15 protein-coding genes are annotated in these 15,827 nt (G+C 61.2%); 9 read left to right on the top strand and 6 right to left on the bottom strand.

Translation table 11 applies throughout. The annotated features are described in order from the left end of the window. The 3 genes from EPN93_19640 to EPN93_19630 all read right to left on the bottom strand — a co-directional run. Positions 1-1,039, bottom strand: a 1,039-nt coding sequence (locus tag EPN93_19640) for a S1 RNA-binding domain-containing protein (protein ID TAL30468.1), incomplete at its 3' end; no start/stop codon positions are given. A gap of 180 nt (positions 1,040-1,219) precedes the next feature. Then, a complete protein-coding gene (locus EPN93_19635; protein ID TAL30467.1) occupies positions 1,220-1,798 on the bottom strand; it encodes a hypothetical protein in 579 nt (192 codons plus the stop codon). After that, the gene (locus tag EPN93_19630; GenBank protein ID TAL30466.1) at positions 1,795-3,204 is read right to left on the bottom strand and encodes a DUF4976 domain-containing protein; all 1,410 of its coding nucleotides are present in this window, start codon (positions 3,202-3,204) and stop codon (positions 1,795-1,797) included. The genes EPN93_19635 and EPN93_19630 overlap by 4 nt, the downstream gene beginning before the upstream one ends. Positions 3,205-3,458: 254 nt before the next feature. On the opposite strand from EPN93_19630, the gene EPN93_19625 reads away from it, so the two are divergent. Next, positions 3,459-3,917: a HEAT repeat domain-containing protein gene (locus EPN93_19625; protein TAL30465.1), complete on the top strand. Its 459-nt coding sequence runs from the start codon at positions 3,459-3,461 to the stop codon at positions 3,915-3,917. 30 nt (positions 3,918-3,947) lie between these two features. Continuing rightward, positions 3,948-4,841, top strand: coding sequence for a 3'-5' exonuclease (locus EPN93_19620; protein ID TAL30464.1), 894 nt, complete (start codon positions 3,948-3,950; stop codon positions 4,839-4,841). Between the two features lie 15 nt (positions 4,842-4,856). Here the strand turns inward: EPN93_19620 and ilvD are convergent, their stop codons facing one another. Next, the gene (gene ilvD / locus EPN93_19615; protein ID TAL30463.1) at positions 4,857-6,518 is read right to left on the bottom strand and encodes a dihydroxy-acid dehydratase; all 1,662 of its coding nucleotides are present in this window, start codon (positions 6,516-6,518) and stop codon (positions 4,857-4,859) included. A 207-nt stretch (positions 6,519-6,725) separates the two neighbouring features. Between ilvD and EPN93_19610 the strand changes: the two genes are divergently transcribed. The 5 genes from EPN93_19610 (at position 6,726) to EPN93_19590 (ending at position 9,934) form a co-directional block, all read left to right on the top strand. After that, positions 6,726-7,130, top strand: a complete 405-nt coding sequence (locus tag EPN93_19610; protein TAL30462.1) for a hypothetical protein — start codon at positions 6,726-6,728, stop codon at positions 7,128-7,130. Positions 7,131-7,436: 306 nt separating this feature from the next. Beyond that, the gene (rsgA, locus tag EPN93_19605) at positions 7,437-8,396 is read left to right on the top strand and encodes a ribosome small subunit-dependent GTPase A (protein TAL30461.1); all 960 of its coding nucleotides are present in this window, start codon (positions 7,437-7,439) and stop codon (positions 8,394-8,396) included. Next, on the top strand, positions 8,246-9,145 hold the full coding sequence (locus EPN93_19600; protein ID TAL30460.1) for an ATP-binding cassette domain-containing protein: 900 nt from the start codon (positions 8,246-8,248) through the stop codon (positions 9,143-9,145). Before rsgA ends, EPN93_19600 begins: the two co-directional genes overlap by 151 nt. Positions 9,146-9,193: 48 nt before the next feature. Further along, the gene (locus EPN93_19595) at positions 9,194-9,520 is read left to right on the top strand and encodes a PilZ domain-containing protein (protein ID TAL30459.1); all 327 of its coding nucleotides are present in this window, start codon (positions 9,194-9,196) and stop codon (positions 9,518-9,520) included. Between the two features lie 210 nt (positions 9,521-9,730). Next, positions 9,731-9,934, top strand: a complete 204-nt coding sequence (locus EPN93_19590) for a cold-shock protein (GenBank protein TAL30458.1) — start codon at positions 9,731-9,733, stop codon at positions 9,932-9,934. A gap of 53 nt (positions 9,935-9,987) precedes the next feature. Here EPN93_19590 and EPN93_19585 read toward each other — a convergent pair whose 3' ends face one another. Both EPN93_19585 and EPN93_19580 read right to left on the bottom strand, forming a co-directional pair. Then, positions 9,988-10,422, bottom strand: a complete 435-nt coding sequence (locus EPN93_19585; GenBank protein TAL30457.1) for a threonine/serine exporter — start codon at positions 10,420-10,422, stop codon at positions 9,988-9,990. Next, the gene (locus EPN93_19580) at positions 10,419-11,264 is read right to left on the bottom strand and encodes a threonine/serine exporter (protein ID TAL30456.1); all 846 of its coding nucleotides are present in this window, start codon (positions 11,262-11,264) and stop codon (positions 10,419-10,421) included. Before EPN93_19580 ends, EPN93_19585 begins: the two co-directional genes overlap by 4 nt. Positions 11,265-11,513: 249 nt before the next feature. Here EPN93_19580 and EPN93_19575 point away from each other — a divergent pair, with 249 nt between their 5' ends. Beyond that, complete coding sequence (locus EPN93_19575) at positions 11,514-13,412, top strand: GNAT family N-acetyltransferase (GenBank protein TAL30455.1); 1,899 nt, start codon at positions 11,514-11,516, stop codon at positions 13,410-13,412. A gap of 33 nt (positions 13,413-13,445) precedes the next feature. After that, complete coding sequence (locus tag EPN93_19570; protein ID TAL30454.1) at positions 13,446-15,791, top strand: glycoside hydrolase family 31 protein; 2,346 nt, start codon at positions 13,446-13,448, stop codon at positions 15,789-15,791. Positions 15,792-15,827: the final 36 nt, after the last annotated feature.

Here is a 15,827-nt window from a genome sequence, read left to right as displayed (position 1 = left end):
GGGAAATCCTCTTCGCCTCGCGGTTTATCTCGATGATGTTCACGGTCACTGTGGAGCCGATCGCGACGGCGTCCTCGGGGCGGTTGACGCGCCGGGTGAGGCTCATGCGCGATACCGGGATGAAGCCCTCGATTCCCGGTTCCAGCTCGAAGAAGGCGCCGCTCTTGATGATGTTCGTGATCTTCCCGGTCACCTGCTGCCCCTCGGAGTATTCGCCGATACGCTCCCAGGGTTCCTGGGTCGCGTGCCGCAGGCTCAGGACGAACTTCCGCGCCTCCCAGTCGATAGAAAGCACCTTGACGGTGAGGGTCTGGCCGGGCGCGAAGGACGCAGGGTCCGCGTTTCTCGCCCACGAGAGCTCGGTGCGGGGTATGAGGGCGTCCATCCCGTCCAGGTCCAGGAATACGCCGAACTTCTGAATCGATGAGACCGTGCCGGTGACGAGCGCGCCCTCCTTGAGGGTCGCGCGAAGCTCCTGCTCGCGCTCGCGCTGGCGCTCCTCCAGGAGCTGGCGGCGCGAGAGCACGATGTTGCGCCCGTGCTCGGTGATCTGGGTCACCTTGAAGGAAAACGACCGGTGCAGCATGGTCTCGGGCGATGCCGGTCCCTTGACGTCCATCTGGGAGAGGGGGCAGAAGCACTCGATGCCGGATACGGAAACGCGGTATCCGCCCTTCACGACGGTCGTCACGGTACCCTCAACCGGTATGTTGAACTCTTTCGCCTTTTCGATGAGATCCAGGTTCGCGGAGCCCTTGCCAATCCGGGCAGTGAGCCGGATTTCGCCGCCGCGCATGGCGACGATGAATGCCTTGATCGTGTCCCCCAGCTTTACGGTGAGGTTCCCGTCCTTGTCCGCCAGCTCGCCGCGCTCGATGATCGCCTCGCTCTTTCCGCTGATGTCGACGAAGACGCTGTCGCCCGTCAGCTGCACCACCTTCCCGGTGACCTCGTCGCCCACCGAGAAATTGTCCTGACGCATGAGGGATTCATTCAGGAGGCTTTCGAAGCTCTCACTGTCGCTGTTGTTCTGGACCATAGTACCGTGCACCCGCCGATAGTTAAAGGATGGATTATCCTTTCCCGATAAGCGTTCCTGTCAAACAAATATTTGGGGTATTTTAAAAATCGGGGGGGCCGATGCGCTTTCATTAGCCTGTGGGAACCCGAACCCGTAGAGACGTCCCGGCGGGACGTCTCTACGGGTTCGGGTTCCCCCTCAATGAAATATCAACCGGTACCCCTCGATATAGATATAAAACCAGTGCTCCCCGATCCCCCATACGAGCATCACTAAAACCGCGACAATCCCGGCCATGATCGCGATGACCGGGGCGGGTGTCACGATCCGCACCATTTCACCCGTGCGGCGCGCGCGCACCTTCCGGCAGATCATCTCGCAGATTCCCATCAGGGCGAACGCGCTGATAACGGTGATCGCGAACGCGGAGCTGAGCCCGTAGTAGAGCGTTTCACCCAGCGTGAAGAATTCGCTCACCAGGGAGAGCTCGACGGCGATCCAGGCGATGATTGTCGCGAGCGACGCGCCCATGCGTTCGGCGATGCTTGCCCCCCTGAAATAGGCGAGCGGGTAGGCGATCAGGGGACCAAAGCCGATCAGGATGAAGAGAACAAGCCCCATGACGAAGGCGAACGGCCGGTGAAACGCGGGGGGCCACAAGAGCGATGAAGAAAAATAGGCCGCGTACGCGAAAGCGCTTGCTCCCATGACTATGCCGGCGGGTATCACCGCCCTTCGCACGAACGACTGCCGTTCAATTCCGACGGGAGCGCTCATAGCGGTTCACGTCCTTCCTTGAGATCGGCGAGCATTGCGGTCAGTGCGGGGAGGAGCCGGTCCCCTTCGGCCGTGTCCATGAGGTTGTTGAATTCGCGCGGGTCCGCGATCACGTCGTAGAGTTCGGGCTTCCTGCGGCTGCCATATTCCATGTAGATGTGCGAATCGGTCCGAACGGCGCGTATCTCGGGCACCCGGTAGGGGAATTCCTTGAAGTTTTCGTAGAGCCAGGCCTTCCGGCCGGGCGCCGCGGCGGAACGGAGCACCGGGACCAGGCTCCGGCCCTCCATGTTCGCGGGAACCGGCACGCCGGCGAGCTCGAGCAGCGTGGGGGCCAGGTCGATATTCAGGGCCATCTGCGTCGCCCGCCTGCCGGGGTCGGGGACAAGGCCGGGATGCCGCACGATAAAGGGGATACGGATTGCCTCCTCGTAGGCCCAGCGCTTGTCGGCGAGACGGTGTTCGCCCCAGAAGAAGCCGTTGTCGCCCGCGTAGACGACCACGGTATTCCGGGAAAGCCCGGTCCGGTCGAGCGTGTCCAGGAGCCGCCCCACCTCGCGGTCGAGCGCGACCACGCATTCGCAGTAATTCCGGTAATAGCCCTCCATCGCGCCGACCGTGCCGGCGAAGGCCATGCCGCGCACGTAGGTGACCCAGCTGTCCGCCTCGGGGGGAAGCTTCAGGTCCACGTTGTCGTAGAGGTGATCGAGATCCGGAGGCGGCAGGAAAAGCTGGTGGACCGCCTTGTGTGACAGGTACATGCAGAATGGGTTCTGCCGGGGCGCGGATACGTAGTCGATCGCGAGATCGGTGAGGTCGGTTGTGATGTATGTGCCCGGGCGCTCGGAATACCCGCCGTCGATATAGAGCGGGCAGTCGAAATATCGGCCCTGGCCCGCCTGGATGGTAAACGACACGAACCGGTCCACACCGCGCAGCCTGGGCAGCCCTTCGCCCGGCATGTGCCATTTCCCGATGAAGGCGGTATCGTACCCCGCGTTCTTTAATAGTTCCATGAAGGTGACGTTCTCGTCCCGCCAGGGGGTTAGGTTGTTCCGGACGCCGTGCGCGTGGGCGTATTGGCCCGTGAGGAAGCTCGCGCGCGACGGGCTGCACAGGGAGGTGGTCGTGAATGCGTTGGTGAAATGCACCCCCTCGCGCGAAAGCCGGTCGAGATGCGGCGTCGTGATGAAGGGATGGCCCATGCACCCAAGGGCGTCCCATCGATGATCGTCGGCAAGAATGAAAATGATATTGGGGCGCGCGTCGGCGCGGGCAAGGCGCGCGAGGGGCGACAACCGGTCCGCGCAGGCGGCAGCGGCGGAGGCGCCCAGGATCTTTAAAAGCGAGCGGCGGCTGAATGCGTTTCTTGCGGCCCCGTCGAACGAATCATGGTCCATGCTCATGCCCGGCCTGTGGATGGGGTGCGGCGTACGGGTTCGCGCAAATCGTCGCAGCGGTCGCCCGAAAAAGAGGATGCACGACCTGGACGTTTCGTCAAGCAGAATGCGGGGGGCGGATGATGCCGTCCGCGAACAGCCGAAATAAAAGAATTGACATTAATTCCGAACCACGGCACACTCAGCCATGGGATGTATCCACGGCGTCCCTCCGGGACGCCGTAATGTGAGCCACAAATACTAAACCACAGAGGTACGTGATGAAAAAGCTATTCATGATCCTGATAATATGCGTATTCGCCACCGGTATCGTGTTCGCGCAGGACGCGAAGAAGGCCAAGACGGCGCAGGAGTATATATCCGACCTTGCGAGCAAGGACGAGAAAACGATCATCGAGGCGGCGGACTGGCTGGGCAAGGAAGGGGAGAAGGGCGCCGTTCCCGAGCTCTCGCGCCTGGTTGAGCAGGACAGCCGGCAGAAGGTGCGCATGTACGCGATCATCGCCCTGGGCCTTATCAAGCAGGAGGAATCCGTGGACGTGCTCAACAAGGCGCTCGTGAGCGACAGCGACGCCGACGTCCGCTACAGCGCGATCCTCGCGATTTCCCGCATCGGCTCGACGAAGTCTATCGACGCCCTTCAGAAGGCCAAGGAGACCGAGACCGATCCCTTCATCAAGGATTACATCACCAAGCTCGAGGCGAAATTCAAGAAATAGGCTGCGCCGATATCAGCCCCGTAACGAACCATGAAGGCGCGGATTCAAATCCGCGCTTTCCTATTATGCGCACGGCCCCAGAACGATAAGGAAGGATGTAAAATGGCAATCCAGCCCCAGCCCCAGGACGACGTAAAGTACCTCGTGTTCGACATCGAGTCCGTTCCCGACGGCAGGCTCATCAAGATGGTGCGCCATCCCGGGGAAGATATCTCCGAGGAAGAGGCGGTCGCCGCGTTCCAGAAGGAGCTCCTGGCGAATTCAGGGGGCATGTCGGAATTCATCCCGGTCACGTTCCAGTACCCGGTATCGATTTGCGTGGCGAAGGTGCGGGGCGACTTTTCCCTGGTAGAGGTGGTCTCCCTGGACGCCCCGCAGCACCGGGCGCGCGAGATGGTCCGCCTCTTCTGGCACGGCACCGAGAAACTCTACGGCGAGGCCGCGCTTGTGAGCTTCAACGGCAGGGGGTTCGATATACCCCTGCTCGAATTGATGGCCTTCCGGTACGGCCTCACTGTCAAGCGCCACATGAGGGACAAGTTCGGGACGCGCTTCCGTTTCGGGACCAGGCATATCGACCTGCACGACTGGCTTTCGAACTACAACGCCGTGCGTATGAACGGGGGGCTCAACCTCCTCGCGAAGGCCCTGGGCAAACCCGGCAAGACCGAAACGAGCGGAGACCAGGTGCACGAGATGCACCGGCAGGGGAAGCTCAAGGAGATCAACGATTACTGCATACAGGACGTGCTGGACACCTACTTCGTGTTCCTGCGTACCCGCGTGCTCCTCGGGGAGCTCGGCCTTGAGGCCGAGCAGGAGATCGTGCAGAAGACCAGGGACTACCTTTTCGTGAACAAAGAGAAGGTGGGCGCCTACGACCATTACCTCAAGAACTGGGGGGACTGGACGCCGTGGCCGTGAGGCGGCGGCATCCCCCTACGACTCAAACACCGCGCCCCTGTCGGCTGAGCTTACCAGCTTCGCGTAACGCGCCATGTAACCCTTCGTAATCTTGGGTTTGGGCGCCTTCCATTTTGCCAGCCGCTCCTTAATCTCCGCGTCCGAAAGCTTCACGTTTATCGACTTTCCTGGGATATCGATCTCGATAATGTCGCCGTCGCGCACGATCGCGATGGGACCGCCCGCCATAGCCTCCGGCGAGATGTGGCCGATCGCGGCCCCGCGCGTGGCGCCGGAGAAGCGCCCGTCGGTGATGAGCGCGACGTCCTTGTCCATGCCCATTCCCGCGATGATGGAGGTGGGCGTGAGCATCTCCCTCATGCCGGGCCCGCCCTGCGGACCCTCGTAGATGATGACTACGACGTCGCCCTTTGCGATCTTGTCTGCCATGATCGCCTTCACGGCGTCCTCCTCGGAGGTGAACACGCGCGCCGTGCCCTTGCGCCTGAGCATGGTCGGATCCACTGCCCCCTGCTTGACGATACAGCCGTCCGGCGCGATGTTACCGGTGAGGACCGCAAGTCCCCCGTCCCGGTGTACGGGCTTGTCGACGGGCCGTATGACCTCCCGGTTCTCGATCTCGCGGCCCTCCACGTTTTTCGCCACGGTCTTGCCGGTGACGGTCATGCAGCCGGGATGCAGGAGCCCGTGTTTCAGGAGCTCGTTCATGACGGCGGGGACGCCGCCCGCGTCGTGCAGGTCCTCCATGTGGTGCGGGCCAGCGGGCGAGAGGGTGCACAGGTGCGGCGTCTTTTCGGAGATCGGATTGATGTCCTTAAGCGTGAGGTCTATCCCCGCGTAATGCGCGATCGCGGGGATATGCAGCGCCGTGTTCGACGATCCGCCGATGGCCATGTCGACCGCCAGGGCGTTCTCTATCGCCTTGCGCGTCACGATTGTGCGGGGGGTGATTTTCTTTTTGACCAATTCGAGTATCTGACCCCCTGCCGCCTTGGCGAGCCGTATGCGGTCGGCCATGACGGCGGGGATGGTCCCGTTGTAGGGGAGGGCGAGCCCCAGGGCCTCCGAGAGGCAGTTCATCGAGTTCGCGGTGAAGAGCCCCGCGCAGGAGCCTGCGCCCGGGCACGCTGCGCATTCGAGCTCGTAGAGCTCGTCGGGCGACATGAGGTTCTTCGCGACCTTCCCGACCGCCTCGAACATGTTGGAAACCGATACGACCTTCCCGTGGAGGCGGCCCGCAAGCATGGGGCCGCCGCTCACGAGGATAGCGGGGATGTCCATCTTGACCGCGGCGATGATCATGCCCGGTATGATCTTGTCGCAGTTGGGGACCAGGACCAGGCCGTCAAAGGGGTGTCCCATCGCCATGATCTCGATCGAGTCGGCGATGAGCTCGCGCGAGCCCAGGCTGTATTTCATGCCCGAATGGTTCATCGCGATCCCGTCGCACACGCCAATCGTGGAGAACTCGAGCGGCGTTCCCCCGGCGGCGATCACGCCCTTTTTCACGGCGGCGACCAGCGAGTCCAGGTGGATGTGGCCGGGTATGATCTCGTTCGCGGAGTTCGCGATGCCTATGATGGGACGCGCAAGCTCCTCGTCGGTGAGGCCGGTCGCGCGGAAGAGCGAACGGTGTGGCGCCTTCTGGAGTCCCTTCTTCATCAAATCGCTTCTCATGGCGTGTCTCCTGGTCCCTGGGAACCGGCCTGCGCCGCGCGTTTCCCCGGTGATGGTCCGATATACTGCACGGTGAAAAATGAACGTGTTCAGAAATTGGGCGAATGTCAAGGATTAATCGGCGTTTTTGCGTTCACGGGGCGAATTGTGATTGAAGCGCGCCCGCCGCACGCGTACCATTTCAGAAATTCCGGCGGGAGGCAGTTAATGAAGCGACTGGTGTCACTGTGCATGCTTTTATTCGCATTGACCGGCGTGCCGGGCCCGGCGGGGGCCTACGAGAACATCACGCTTGGTGAGCTCGCGGAAAAGATGGATTCCTGGAAGGGGAAAACGATCACGCTCAGGCTCAAGCTCAAGCTGGTGGACTACATTTTCAGGAAGATCGTGTTTTACGACAGGAAGAATTACGACCTGGAGTTCGATATCGCCCCGCGGATGAAGGATGAGGCGTTCGCCTCGATGCTCCTCAACGCGCGTGAAGGCGCGGAATACCTGGTTACCTTCGAGGTGCAGAGGCTTGGGAACCTTGGATACGTGGTGGGCGATATCAGGGGATTTACGCCGGTCGCGCTCGAGAAGCTGCCGGAAGGGGGATCCGAAAAAAGATAAAAGGCAGAATAGCTGGGCGGCTATTCTGCCTTCCATGTAAAAACTTACGCGCAGTGCCAAGAATTAAATATAGTTGTAATTCGGGAGGGAATTACCATATTTAACCTTGTAGTATCACTATCGGCGCGGGCATAGAAAAACTTTAGATTTTTTTTACGCCGAATCGCGCATCGGCCCCCCAATCCTTGAATTCAGTTGAACATGCGGTATGCCGCGTGGTGAACGGCCATCGGGGTATGGAGACGCCCCCCGTGCCGTATTTCCAATTAAATGGTTGGCACGGGGCGGGGTTCCCGGGTATAGTTATTGTATGAAAACGAGATACGGGCTGAAGGCCCGGTGACGGGCAAGGTCATAAAGGTTTACGGGCTGTATTACCTGGTCCGGCACGACGGGGGCAGCGTGAATTGCGTGCTGCGGGGGAAGCTGCGCCAGAGGAAAGACCTGGGCAGGTTCAGCGATCCGGTCGCGGTGGGAGACATGGTGGAGTTCGAGCTCCAGGATCCCCAGTCCGGCACCATTCACGACGTGCTTCCCCGGAAGACCGTGTTTTCGCGCAAGGAAAAGGGCCGCAACAAGCGCGAGGACATCATCGCGAGCAATATCGACCAGATCGTGGTGATACAGTCGTTCCGCCAGCCGGGCCTGAACCTCCGGTTCGTCGACCGGCTCTCGGTACGCGGTGCCGTGGGGGGCATCGCGACGGTGCTCTGCATCAACAAGGCGGACCTGGCGGACCAGGAGACGGTCGACTACGTCGGGGAGTACTACGCAAACGCGCCCATAGACGTCGTGATGGTGAGCGCACTCAACGGCGAAAACCTGGAATTCCTGAAGGAGATGCTGGACACGAAGACCTCGCTCCTGGTGGGTTATTCGGGCGTGGGGAAGTCCACCCTCATGAACAAGCTCTACAAGGGCCTTGACCTCAGGGTCGCGGAGGTTTCGCCGAGCACGGGGAAGGGCAGGCATACCACCACCAACGTTGAAGTCGTCTACACCGGCGGGGATACCTCGATCATAGACACACCGGGCTTGCGCGAATTCGGGCTCATGGATATCGAGCCCCACCTGGCGGGGGAATACTTCTACGAGTTCCGCGAGCGGGGAAAAGAATGCCAGTTCATTCCGTGCACCCACGACCACGAACCGGGATGCGCGGTGAAGCATCTGCTGGAAGAGGGCTATATCCACGAGGACCGGTACGAATCCTACCTGAATATCCTCGCGGACATTCGCAGCTACAGGGAGCGGAAATACCAGTGATCGCGGTGACGGGACTTGCGGTGGGATTCGACGGGCGCACGGTGCTGGACGGCATCGATCTCGAGGTGGAGCGCGGCGAGCTCATGGCCGTGCTCGGCAAGAACGGATGCGGGAAATCGGTGCTGCTCAAGACCATCGCGGGTCTTGTCGCGGGTTACGAGGGACGCATCCTCATCGACGGGTTCGACATGAGGGGATACGTTCCGCGCGCGGGGGAGCGGGGATCGCGTCCCCCGTTCACCCTGGCGTACGTGTTCCAGAAAGGGGGACTCTTCGACTCCATGAACGTGTTCGACAACGTGGCGTTCGGCCTGAGGAGGCGCGGAGAGACGGAGGACGATATAGTGCGAAAGGTGACCGAATCGCTCTCCCGCGTGGGACTGGGCGGGAGCGAGGAAAAGCTTCCCTCCGAGCTTTCGGGCGGCATGCAGAAACGGGTGGGACTCGCGCGCGCCATGTGCCTCAACCCGGAGGTCATACTCTACGACGATCCGACCGCGGGGCTGGATCCCATACTCTCGGACTCGATTGCCGACCTTATCCTGGAAATCACCCGTGCGTACCGGACGACCTCCATCGTGGTCACCCATGACCTGGCAGTTGTGCGCAAGATATCGCATTCGGTCGCGCTCATGTACGGGGGGAAAATCGCCTGCCGCGCGGCGACGGGGGATTTCTTCTCCCGGGGAAACGAATTCGCCCGGCAGTTCATTGACGGGGAAATGGAGGGGCCCATTGACATCTTTTAACCACGATCCGGGCGTTCCGGCGGCGGAACGCCGCAAGGGGAGAAGCGCATGACCGCGGTGCGGCGCCGGGAGGGAATTCCCGGGACAGGCGAGGACTATTTCTGCGCCCCGCCCGACATGGACGCGCGGCACCGTTGTGTGCTTAAAAATATATCGGCCACGGGGGCCTGTGTAGCCTCGAAACGCGCGCTTAAAAAGGACGACATGATTTACCTTCACGTACGCGGCAGAGAGGGGGGATTGCTCAAATCCAGGGTGGTGTGGAAGACAAGGAACACCTACGGCCTTCTCTTTTCCCTCGAATCCAGCGAAGACTTCGACTCTATAAGCCGCATCATGAACGCCATTCATACCGGCGCAGCAACTACGTCATGATGAGATACGCCGCAAGTATTTGCCGCTTCCGGCGAATTATTAATTGACACGCCGAAAGTCCGCCTGTTATCGTGGTGCGCGTGCAAAGAGCGGTGCAGTTCTGTCGGGCGGTACCGGTCGCACCCCGTGAGCGGGATGTGGACCATAATTCTCTCCGACGTACGTACTCTCCCTCAATTGCCTAATCTACAATAGTAAGGAGCCAGCATCATGCCTAAAGGTGTCACGAAATGGTTTAACGAGAAGAAGGGTTTCGGATTCATCTCGAGCGACGACGGCGGCGACGTATTCGTTCACTTCTCGGGTATAAAGAAAGACGGGTTCAAGACCCTTGTGGAAGGGGAGAGGGTTGAGTTCGAAATTGAGAATGGAGACAAGGGACCTCGCGCCGTTTCGGTAAGGCCCGCGGAATAACAGGCGTCCCAACCGTGCAAATGCGAAGGCCGTCCCCGCAGGGGACGGCCTTTTTACTTTCGTGCGCGCCGGACCAGGGCCGCCATGGATGAGGCGAGCGCGACGCCCAGCGCGATGACGAAGGCTATGGAAAACGTTTCCAGGAACAGGGCGGTCGCCCGTTCCGGGTTTCCCTGGATGACCTCGTAGACGGTATAATACATCCCGCTGCCGGGTACCAGGGGGATAAGCGCAGGGACAAGGTAGATGGTCACGGGGTCGCCGCGCCTGTGCGCTACCGCCTCCGCGTACACGGAAAGTACCGCCGAGGCAAGGAAAAATGCCAGCACCTTCCTGCCGGAGAGCGCGGAAACCGCGAGGAACGTTCCCCACCCCACGCCTCCCCCGAGCGCGGAGAGCGGCAGCGCGCTCCCCCCTACATTAAAGAGCAGCCCGAAACCGAGGGAACCGAGAAGCGCGTAGGCAACCTGAAGCGCGGTATTAATCATGACAGCAGGGCCCTTCGTGCAAGCGCGCCGATCTCGAGGGCGATCCCGGAGCCGGACGCGACCGCGATCGCGACGAAGACGGCCTCGGTCCCGCGCGCGACGCCCGAGAGGAGATCGCCCGCGAGCGTGTCACGGATAGCGTTGGTAATCGCGAGCCCCGGGACGAAGAGCATGAGCGCCCCTATGATTGAAAGGTCCGGCCGCGCCAGCAGGCCCGGGAGGGCGAGCATGGTGCACAGCAGGGTGACGAGTGCGCTCCCGCACATGTTCATGAAAAAATCGTTCACCCCGAGCCCGGAGAGGAACTCGGAGGCGAGCCTCGCGAACAGTCCCGAAACGGCGCCCGCGGCAACCTCCCAGGGGCCCCCGCCGAACATGAGCGTAAACGAGGCCGCCGCCGTCGCGGCGGCGGCGAGGCGGAGCGCCCGGTTGACCGGACGCGCATCCCCGATGGACATAAGCCCGCTTTCCAGGAGATCGGGGGAAAGGGGCCGGTGAGCGCGGTCCGCTATCGAGCCGACAAGCTCGTTCACCCCGGCGATCTTTCCAAGGTTTACCGTGCGCGACTCGATATTGCGGATGCGCGTTATGGTATCGCCCCTGGTGTCCACGGTTGATACCATGATCCCGGTGGGCGTCACGAAACTCTCCGTTTCTTCCAGCCCGTAGGCCGCGGCGACGCGGTTGATGGTTGCCTCCACCCGGTGAATTTCGGCGCCGTTTTGCAGCAGGATCTTCCCCGCCTCGGAGGCGAGGTACAGGATGCGATGCGCGTCAAGCACCGGGCGCCCGGGGGCGGGCGGCGAGGGATCATGATGCGGTATGCGTGCGTTTCTCTTCATGGCTTGGGCAGGATATTGTTTCCACCCGTGAGCCTATTTATCAAGCAGATATTTTGATGTGCGGCATCCGCAAGGCCGACGCGCGCTAATTGGTTGACAGGAAGAAGGCGGCAGCTATCAAATAAACAAGGAATACGACATCGTAGGCCGCCCCCCGCGCGAATTTACCCTCCGCGGTTCGGGGCTTCCTATGGTGTGCATGGCATATGTGAGCCGGTATGTCGAACCCATGCGGAGCCGGAGGTGTTCATGCACAGGTACCTTGAGGGCCTGAAGGCCCGGCACCCCGAAAAGTTCGCTCCTGAAAGCGAGATTTTCCGGGCCATACGCAGGGGAAATTCGATTTTTATCGGCTCGTCGTGCGCGGAACCCCAGTATCTCCTGAAATCGCTTGTCCGGCATGTCGAAAACTCCTCGACGGATATCTTCGGCGCGGAGGTCATCCACGTGTGGGCCCTGGGTGTGGCCCCCTACGCCGACAAGCGCTTCGAACGGCATTTTCGCCACAAGTCCTTTTTTATCAGCGACAGCTCGCGGCAGACCATAAACAGCGGCCTGGGCGACTACACCCCCATTTTTCTCTCGGAGATTCCCGGGCTTTTCAAGCGCGGGATCATCACGATAGACGTGGCGCTCATTCAGGTTTCGCTCCCGTATACTGATAACTGGGTGAGCCTGGGGGTGAGCGTCGATATCGTTAAGGCCGCGGTAGAGAACGCGAGGCTCGTGATCGCCCAGGTGAATTCCAGGATGCCCTGCGTGTACGGCGACTCGATGGTGCACGCGGACCGGCTTGATTTCATCCTACAGCACGACGAGGAGCTGCTCGAGTACGATCCAGGACCGACGGATGAAGTATCCGAAAGGATCGGGGGGTATATCGCGCGCATCGTTCAGGACGGCGACACGATCCAGGTCGGATACGGCAGCATGCCCAACGCGATCCTCGCGAGCCTGCGCGAAAAGCACGACCTTGGCGTGCATACCGAGCTCCTCACCGACGGCGTCATCGACCTGATGCGGCGCGGCGTTGTCACCAATGCGAAGAAACATCACGATCGCGGGAGGACGGTCGCCGCGTTTTGCATGGGCTCCAGGGACACGTATGACTTTCTGCACGAAAATTCCGCCTTCGAATTCAGGCCCATCGATTACACGAACAATCCCTTCGTGATCGCCACCCAGGGAAACATTACGGCGATCAACTCCGCGCTCCAGATCGATCTCACCGGACAGTCGACCGCGGAATCGATCGGGATGCAACATTACAGCGGGGTGGGGGGACAGGCGGATTTCATGCGCGGCGCGTCGCTCTCGCCTCGCGGCAAATCGGTGCTGGCGCTCCGCTCGACGTCAAACGACGGGAAGCATTCCCGCATAGTGCCCCGCCTGGACGGGGGTGCGAGCACGACCCTGGTGCGCGGGGACGTGCACTACGTCGTAACGGAGCACGGCATCGCCCACCTGCACGCGAAGAACCTGCGCGAGCGGGCGATGTCGCTCATCGCCATAGCGGCGCCCGAATTCCGGCCCTGGCTCATCGAGGAGGCGAAGCGCATGGGGCTGATACACCGGGAACAGGCGTTTATACCGGGGAAGGCCGGGGAATACCCCGGGCACCTCGAGGCGTACAAGACCACCCCGGGAGGTTTTACGATATTCCTTCGCCCCGTGAAAATCGCCGATGAAACGCTTATCAGGAATTTTTTCTACGCGCTTTTGGACAAGGGCATGTACGCCCGCTTCTTCGCGAACATGGACTATATCCCCCGCGAGACCATTCAGGACTGGTTTATAATCGACTACACGCGCGAGCTTGTCATGCTCGCGACCATCACCGCGGATTCGGTTGAGTCGATCCTGGGGATGTGCCGGTACGTCGTCGACAGCCGCTCCCATACCGCCGCGGTCTCGTTCGCGGTTCGGGACGATTTCCAGAACCGCGGAATCGGTACCCTGCTTGCCGCATATTTAAAGAACATTGCATTAAAAGAAGGACTTCTCGGGTTCACCGCGACAGTCCTTTTTGAGAACAAGGTCATGCTCCACCTCTTCGACAGGATGGGCTTCACCATTACGAGTTCCGCGGGCGGCATCCACCGGCTTGATCTCATGTTCGACCGGGACCGCGACCCGATTATTGGTTGACGCCTCGGGTATGAGCGGCTATCTTCCCGAATCATGAAACCCGGCATCGTCCTGAAAAATGAAGGCGCCGTTGCGGGAAGGGCCTGTTTCGCGGCCGAAAACGCCGTGCATATTACGCTTTCGCATAACGGAATCGACGGGGAGGCGCTCTTTGCCGCCGACGTGCTCCTGCCGCATCGTGCGGTCGGTTCCGGGAGGCGCGTATGCGTCGAAGAGGCGGGCGGGGGCACGCGGATAGACTACGGCGAGCTGTCGGTCGTTCATGATCCGGACCGGAACACGATTCGCTATCTTTCCGGGGAGGGCGGCGAATTCCTGGTGCAGCGCCTTGAAGAAGCCGGCGGCGATGAAAGGGTGTTCGCGATCGACACGCATCCCGGCGAGGGGTTCTACGGGTTCGGGGAATGGTTCAACGGCTTCAGGAGGGAGAACGGCCGCCTTGAGCTGTATAACAGGGAATCCCCTTCGTTCGCGCAGAAGAAGCATACCTATTCCGCGTTCCCGTGCTTCCTGAGCGACCGCGGTTACATGGTGTTCATCCTGAACGCTCACCGCGCGCGCGTGGAAATTAATGAAACGCCGGGCAGGCTCGCGATCCGCTTCCAGGGGGGCGGGCTCGATTTCTTCGTGATTCACGGTCCGTCGTGGAAAAGAATACTCTCGACCTACACCGCACTCACCGGGAGACCCCCCATGGTGCCGCGCTGGGCCTTCGGATTATGGAACACTGCGTACCCCGTGGAAAACCAGGACCAGACGCTCGCGCGCATCGAGGAGCACCGGAAGCGCCGCATTCCCCTGGACGCGCTTATATTCGATTATCACTGGGAGGAGGCTTTCCACAATTTCCGCTGGCGGGGCTCGCTTTTCCCCGATCCACGCCGGATGCTCGCCGCCATGAAAGCGCGCGGGGTGAGGGCGGGCCTCATCTACACCCCGTATATCAATACCCGCGGAATCCCGCTGTTCAAAATACTGGCGCGACTCTACGTAAAGAACGCCCCCGACGGCACACCCTTTTTCGCGGAAGACAGCGCAGACGATCTTTACCAGGAGGCGAAGCGGCGGGGTTTTCTCGCGCACGACCGCGTCGACTGGTGGCTGGGGAGGGCGGGGGCACTCGACTTCACGAACCCCGACGCCGTGGACTGGTGGTTCGAGATGCACAAGCCCTTGTTGCGGCAGGGGGTGAGCTTCTTTAAAAACGACGGTGGAGAGTATCTGCCCGAGGGCGCGGTCTCATCGAAGGGGCTGGCGGTGGGCGAATTCCACAACATGTACGGTTTCTACTATTCACGCGCGCTGTTCGAAAAGCTCCAGGAATACCAGCATCCCCGGCGCGCCCTCGTATTCTCGCGCACCACGGGGATCGGGACGCAGAGATTTCCGGCGATTTTCCTGGGGGACCAGACCCCCCGCCCGGCGCACATCGCGGCAACCATGCGCTGCGGGCTGAACATGAGCCTCATGGGTTTTTCCTACTGGGGCGCCGACGTGTTCGGCCTGTACAGGAGCCCCTCGGCCGGGATGCATCGCCTCTACTGCCAGTGGGCGCTTTTTTCACCCGTTGCGCGCTATTTCTCCGCGCCGCACGACCCTTTGCGCAACCCGTGGGGAAGGGGGCGCGACTGCGAGGAAAATTTCCGCGCGCACGCGCACCTGCGCATGCGGCTGCTGCCCCATTACTACAGGCTCGCCTTCGAGGCATGGTCGACCGGGGTGCCCATCGTGCGTCCCCTGTGCCTGGAATTCCAGGACGATCCCGGGACGCGCGGCGTCGCCGACCAGGTGATGATCGGCGAATCCCTCATGCTCGCTCCCGTTATGCGAAAGCGATCGCGGACGAGGCGCGTTTATTTCCCTGCCGGAGCCTGGTATTCATGGTGGACAAACGAGCGCTTCGACGGGCCCGCATGGAAGGATGTACCGGTGCGGCCGGACAGGGCGCCGCTGTTCGTCAGGGGAGGCTTCCCCCTGGTCCTGGGCCCCGCGCTCCAGCACGTTCCCGACGACCACCGGTTCGGCGAGCTTGAGATTCACTGCTATCCGCCCTGGCAGGGGAGGACGGTCCTCTATGACGACGACGGGACCACGCTCGCGTACAAGCAGGGGGCATACTCGACGCAGGCGATAACCGTGAAGAGGGATCGGGGGCTGATACGCCTGACGGTGGAAAAACAGCGCGGAACCTTCCAGGGCGCACCCATGAAAAAAAATATCACCCTGGTGCTGCATGACATCGATCGGGTCCGGGGCGCCCTCATGCGCGGGGCACGTCCGGGGAATGCGGCGAAATGGAGTTACGACGAACAGAGCCGAAGCCTCACCGTGGCCTTCCCGGTCACCATGGACAGGCCGGGGATCATAGAGATCGAATAAAAGCAGATTGGAGCAAGATATCGATGAAGATTCATA

This window comes from Spirochaetota bacterium (assembly GCA_004297825.1).
In the GTDB taxonomy this organism is placed as follows: domain Bacteria; phylum Spirochaetota; class UBA4802; order UBA4802; family UBA5368; genus FW300-bin19.
Note: the sequence above shows the minus strand (reverse complement) of the source record. Positions and strands in the feature narration are given on the sequence as shown.

Coding starts and splice junctions, on each gene's coding strand:
- EPN93_19630 (TAL30466.1), bottom strand. CDS start 3,204: ATGAGCATGGACCATGATTCGTTCGACGGGGCCGCAAGAAACGCATTC.
- EPN93_19590 (TAL30458.1), top strand. CDS start 9,731: ATGCCTAAAGGTGTCACGAAATGGTTTAACGAGAAGAAGGGTTTCGGA.
- EPN93_19625 (TAL30465.1), top strand. CDS start 3,459: ATGAAAAAGCTATTCATGATCCTGATAATATGCGTATTCGCCACCGGT.
- EPN93_19635 (TAL30467.1), bottom strand. CDS start 1,798: ATGAGCGCTCCCGTCGGAATTGAACGGCAGTCGTTCGTGCGAAGGGCG.
- EPN93_19595 (TAL30459.1), top strand. CDS start 9,194: ATGACCGCGGTGCGGCGCCGGGAGGGAATTCCCGGGACAGGCGAGGAC.
- EPN93_19585 (TAL30457.1), bottom strand. CDS start 10,422: ATGATTAATACCGCGCTTCAGGTTGCCTACGCGCTTCTCGGTTCCCTC.
- EPN93_19570 (TAL30454.1), top strand. CDS start 13,446: ATGAAACCCGGCATCGTCCTGAAAAATGAAGGCGCCGTTGCGGGAAGG.
- EPN93_19600 (TAL30460.1), top strand. CDS start 8,246: ATGCCAGTTCATTCCGTGCACCCACGACCACGAACCGGGATGCGCGGT.
- EPN93_19575 (TAL30455.1), top strand. CDS start 11,514: ATGCACAGGTACCTTGAGGGCCTGAAGGCCCGGCACCCCGAAAAGTTC.
- ilvD (TAL30463.1), bottom strand. CDS start 6,518: ATGAGAAGCGATTTGATGAAGAAGGGACTCCAGAAGGCGCCACACCGT.
- EPN93_19580 (TAL30456.1), bottom strand. CDS start 11,264: ATGAAGAGAAACGCACGCATACCGCATCATGATCCCTCGCCGCCCGCC.
- EPN93_19610 (TAL30462.1), top strand. CDS start 6,726: ATGAAGCGACTGGTGTCACTGTGCATGCTTTTATTCGCATTGACCGGC.
- EPN93_19620 (TAL30464.1), top strand. CDS start 3,948: ATGAAGGCGCGGATTCAAATCCGCGCTTTCCTATTATGCGCACGGCCC.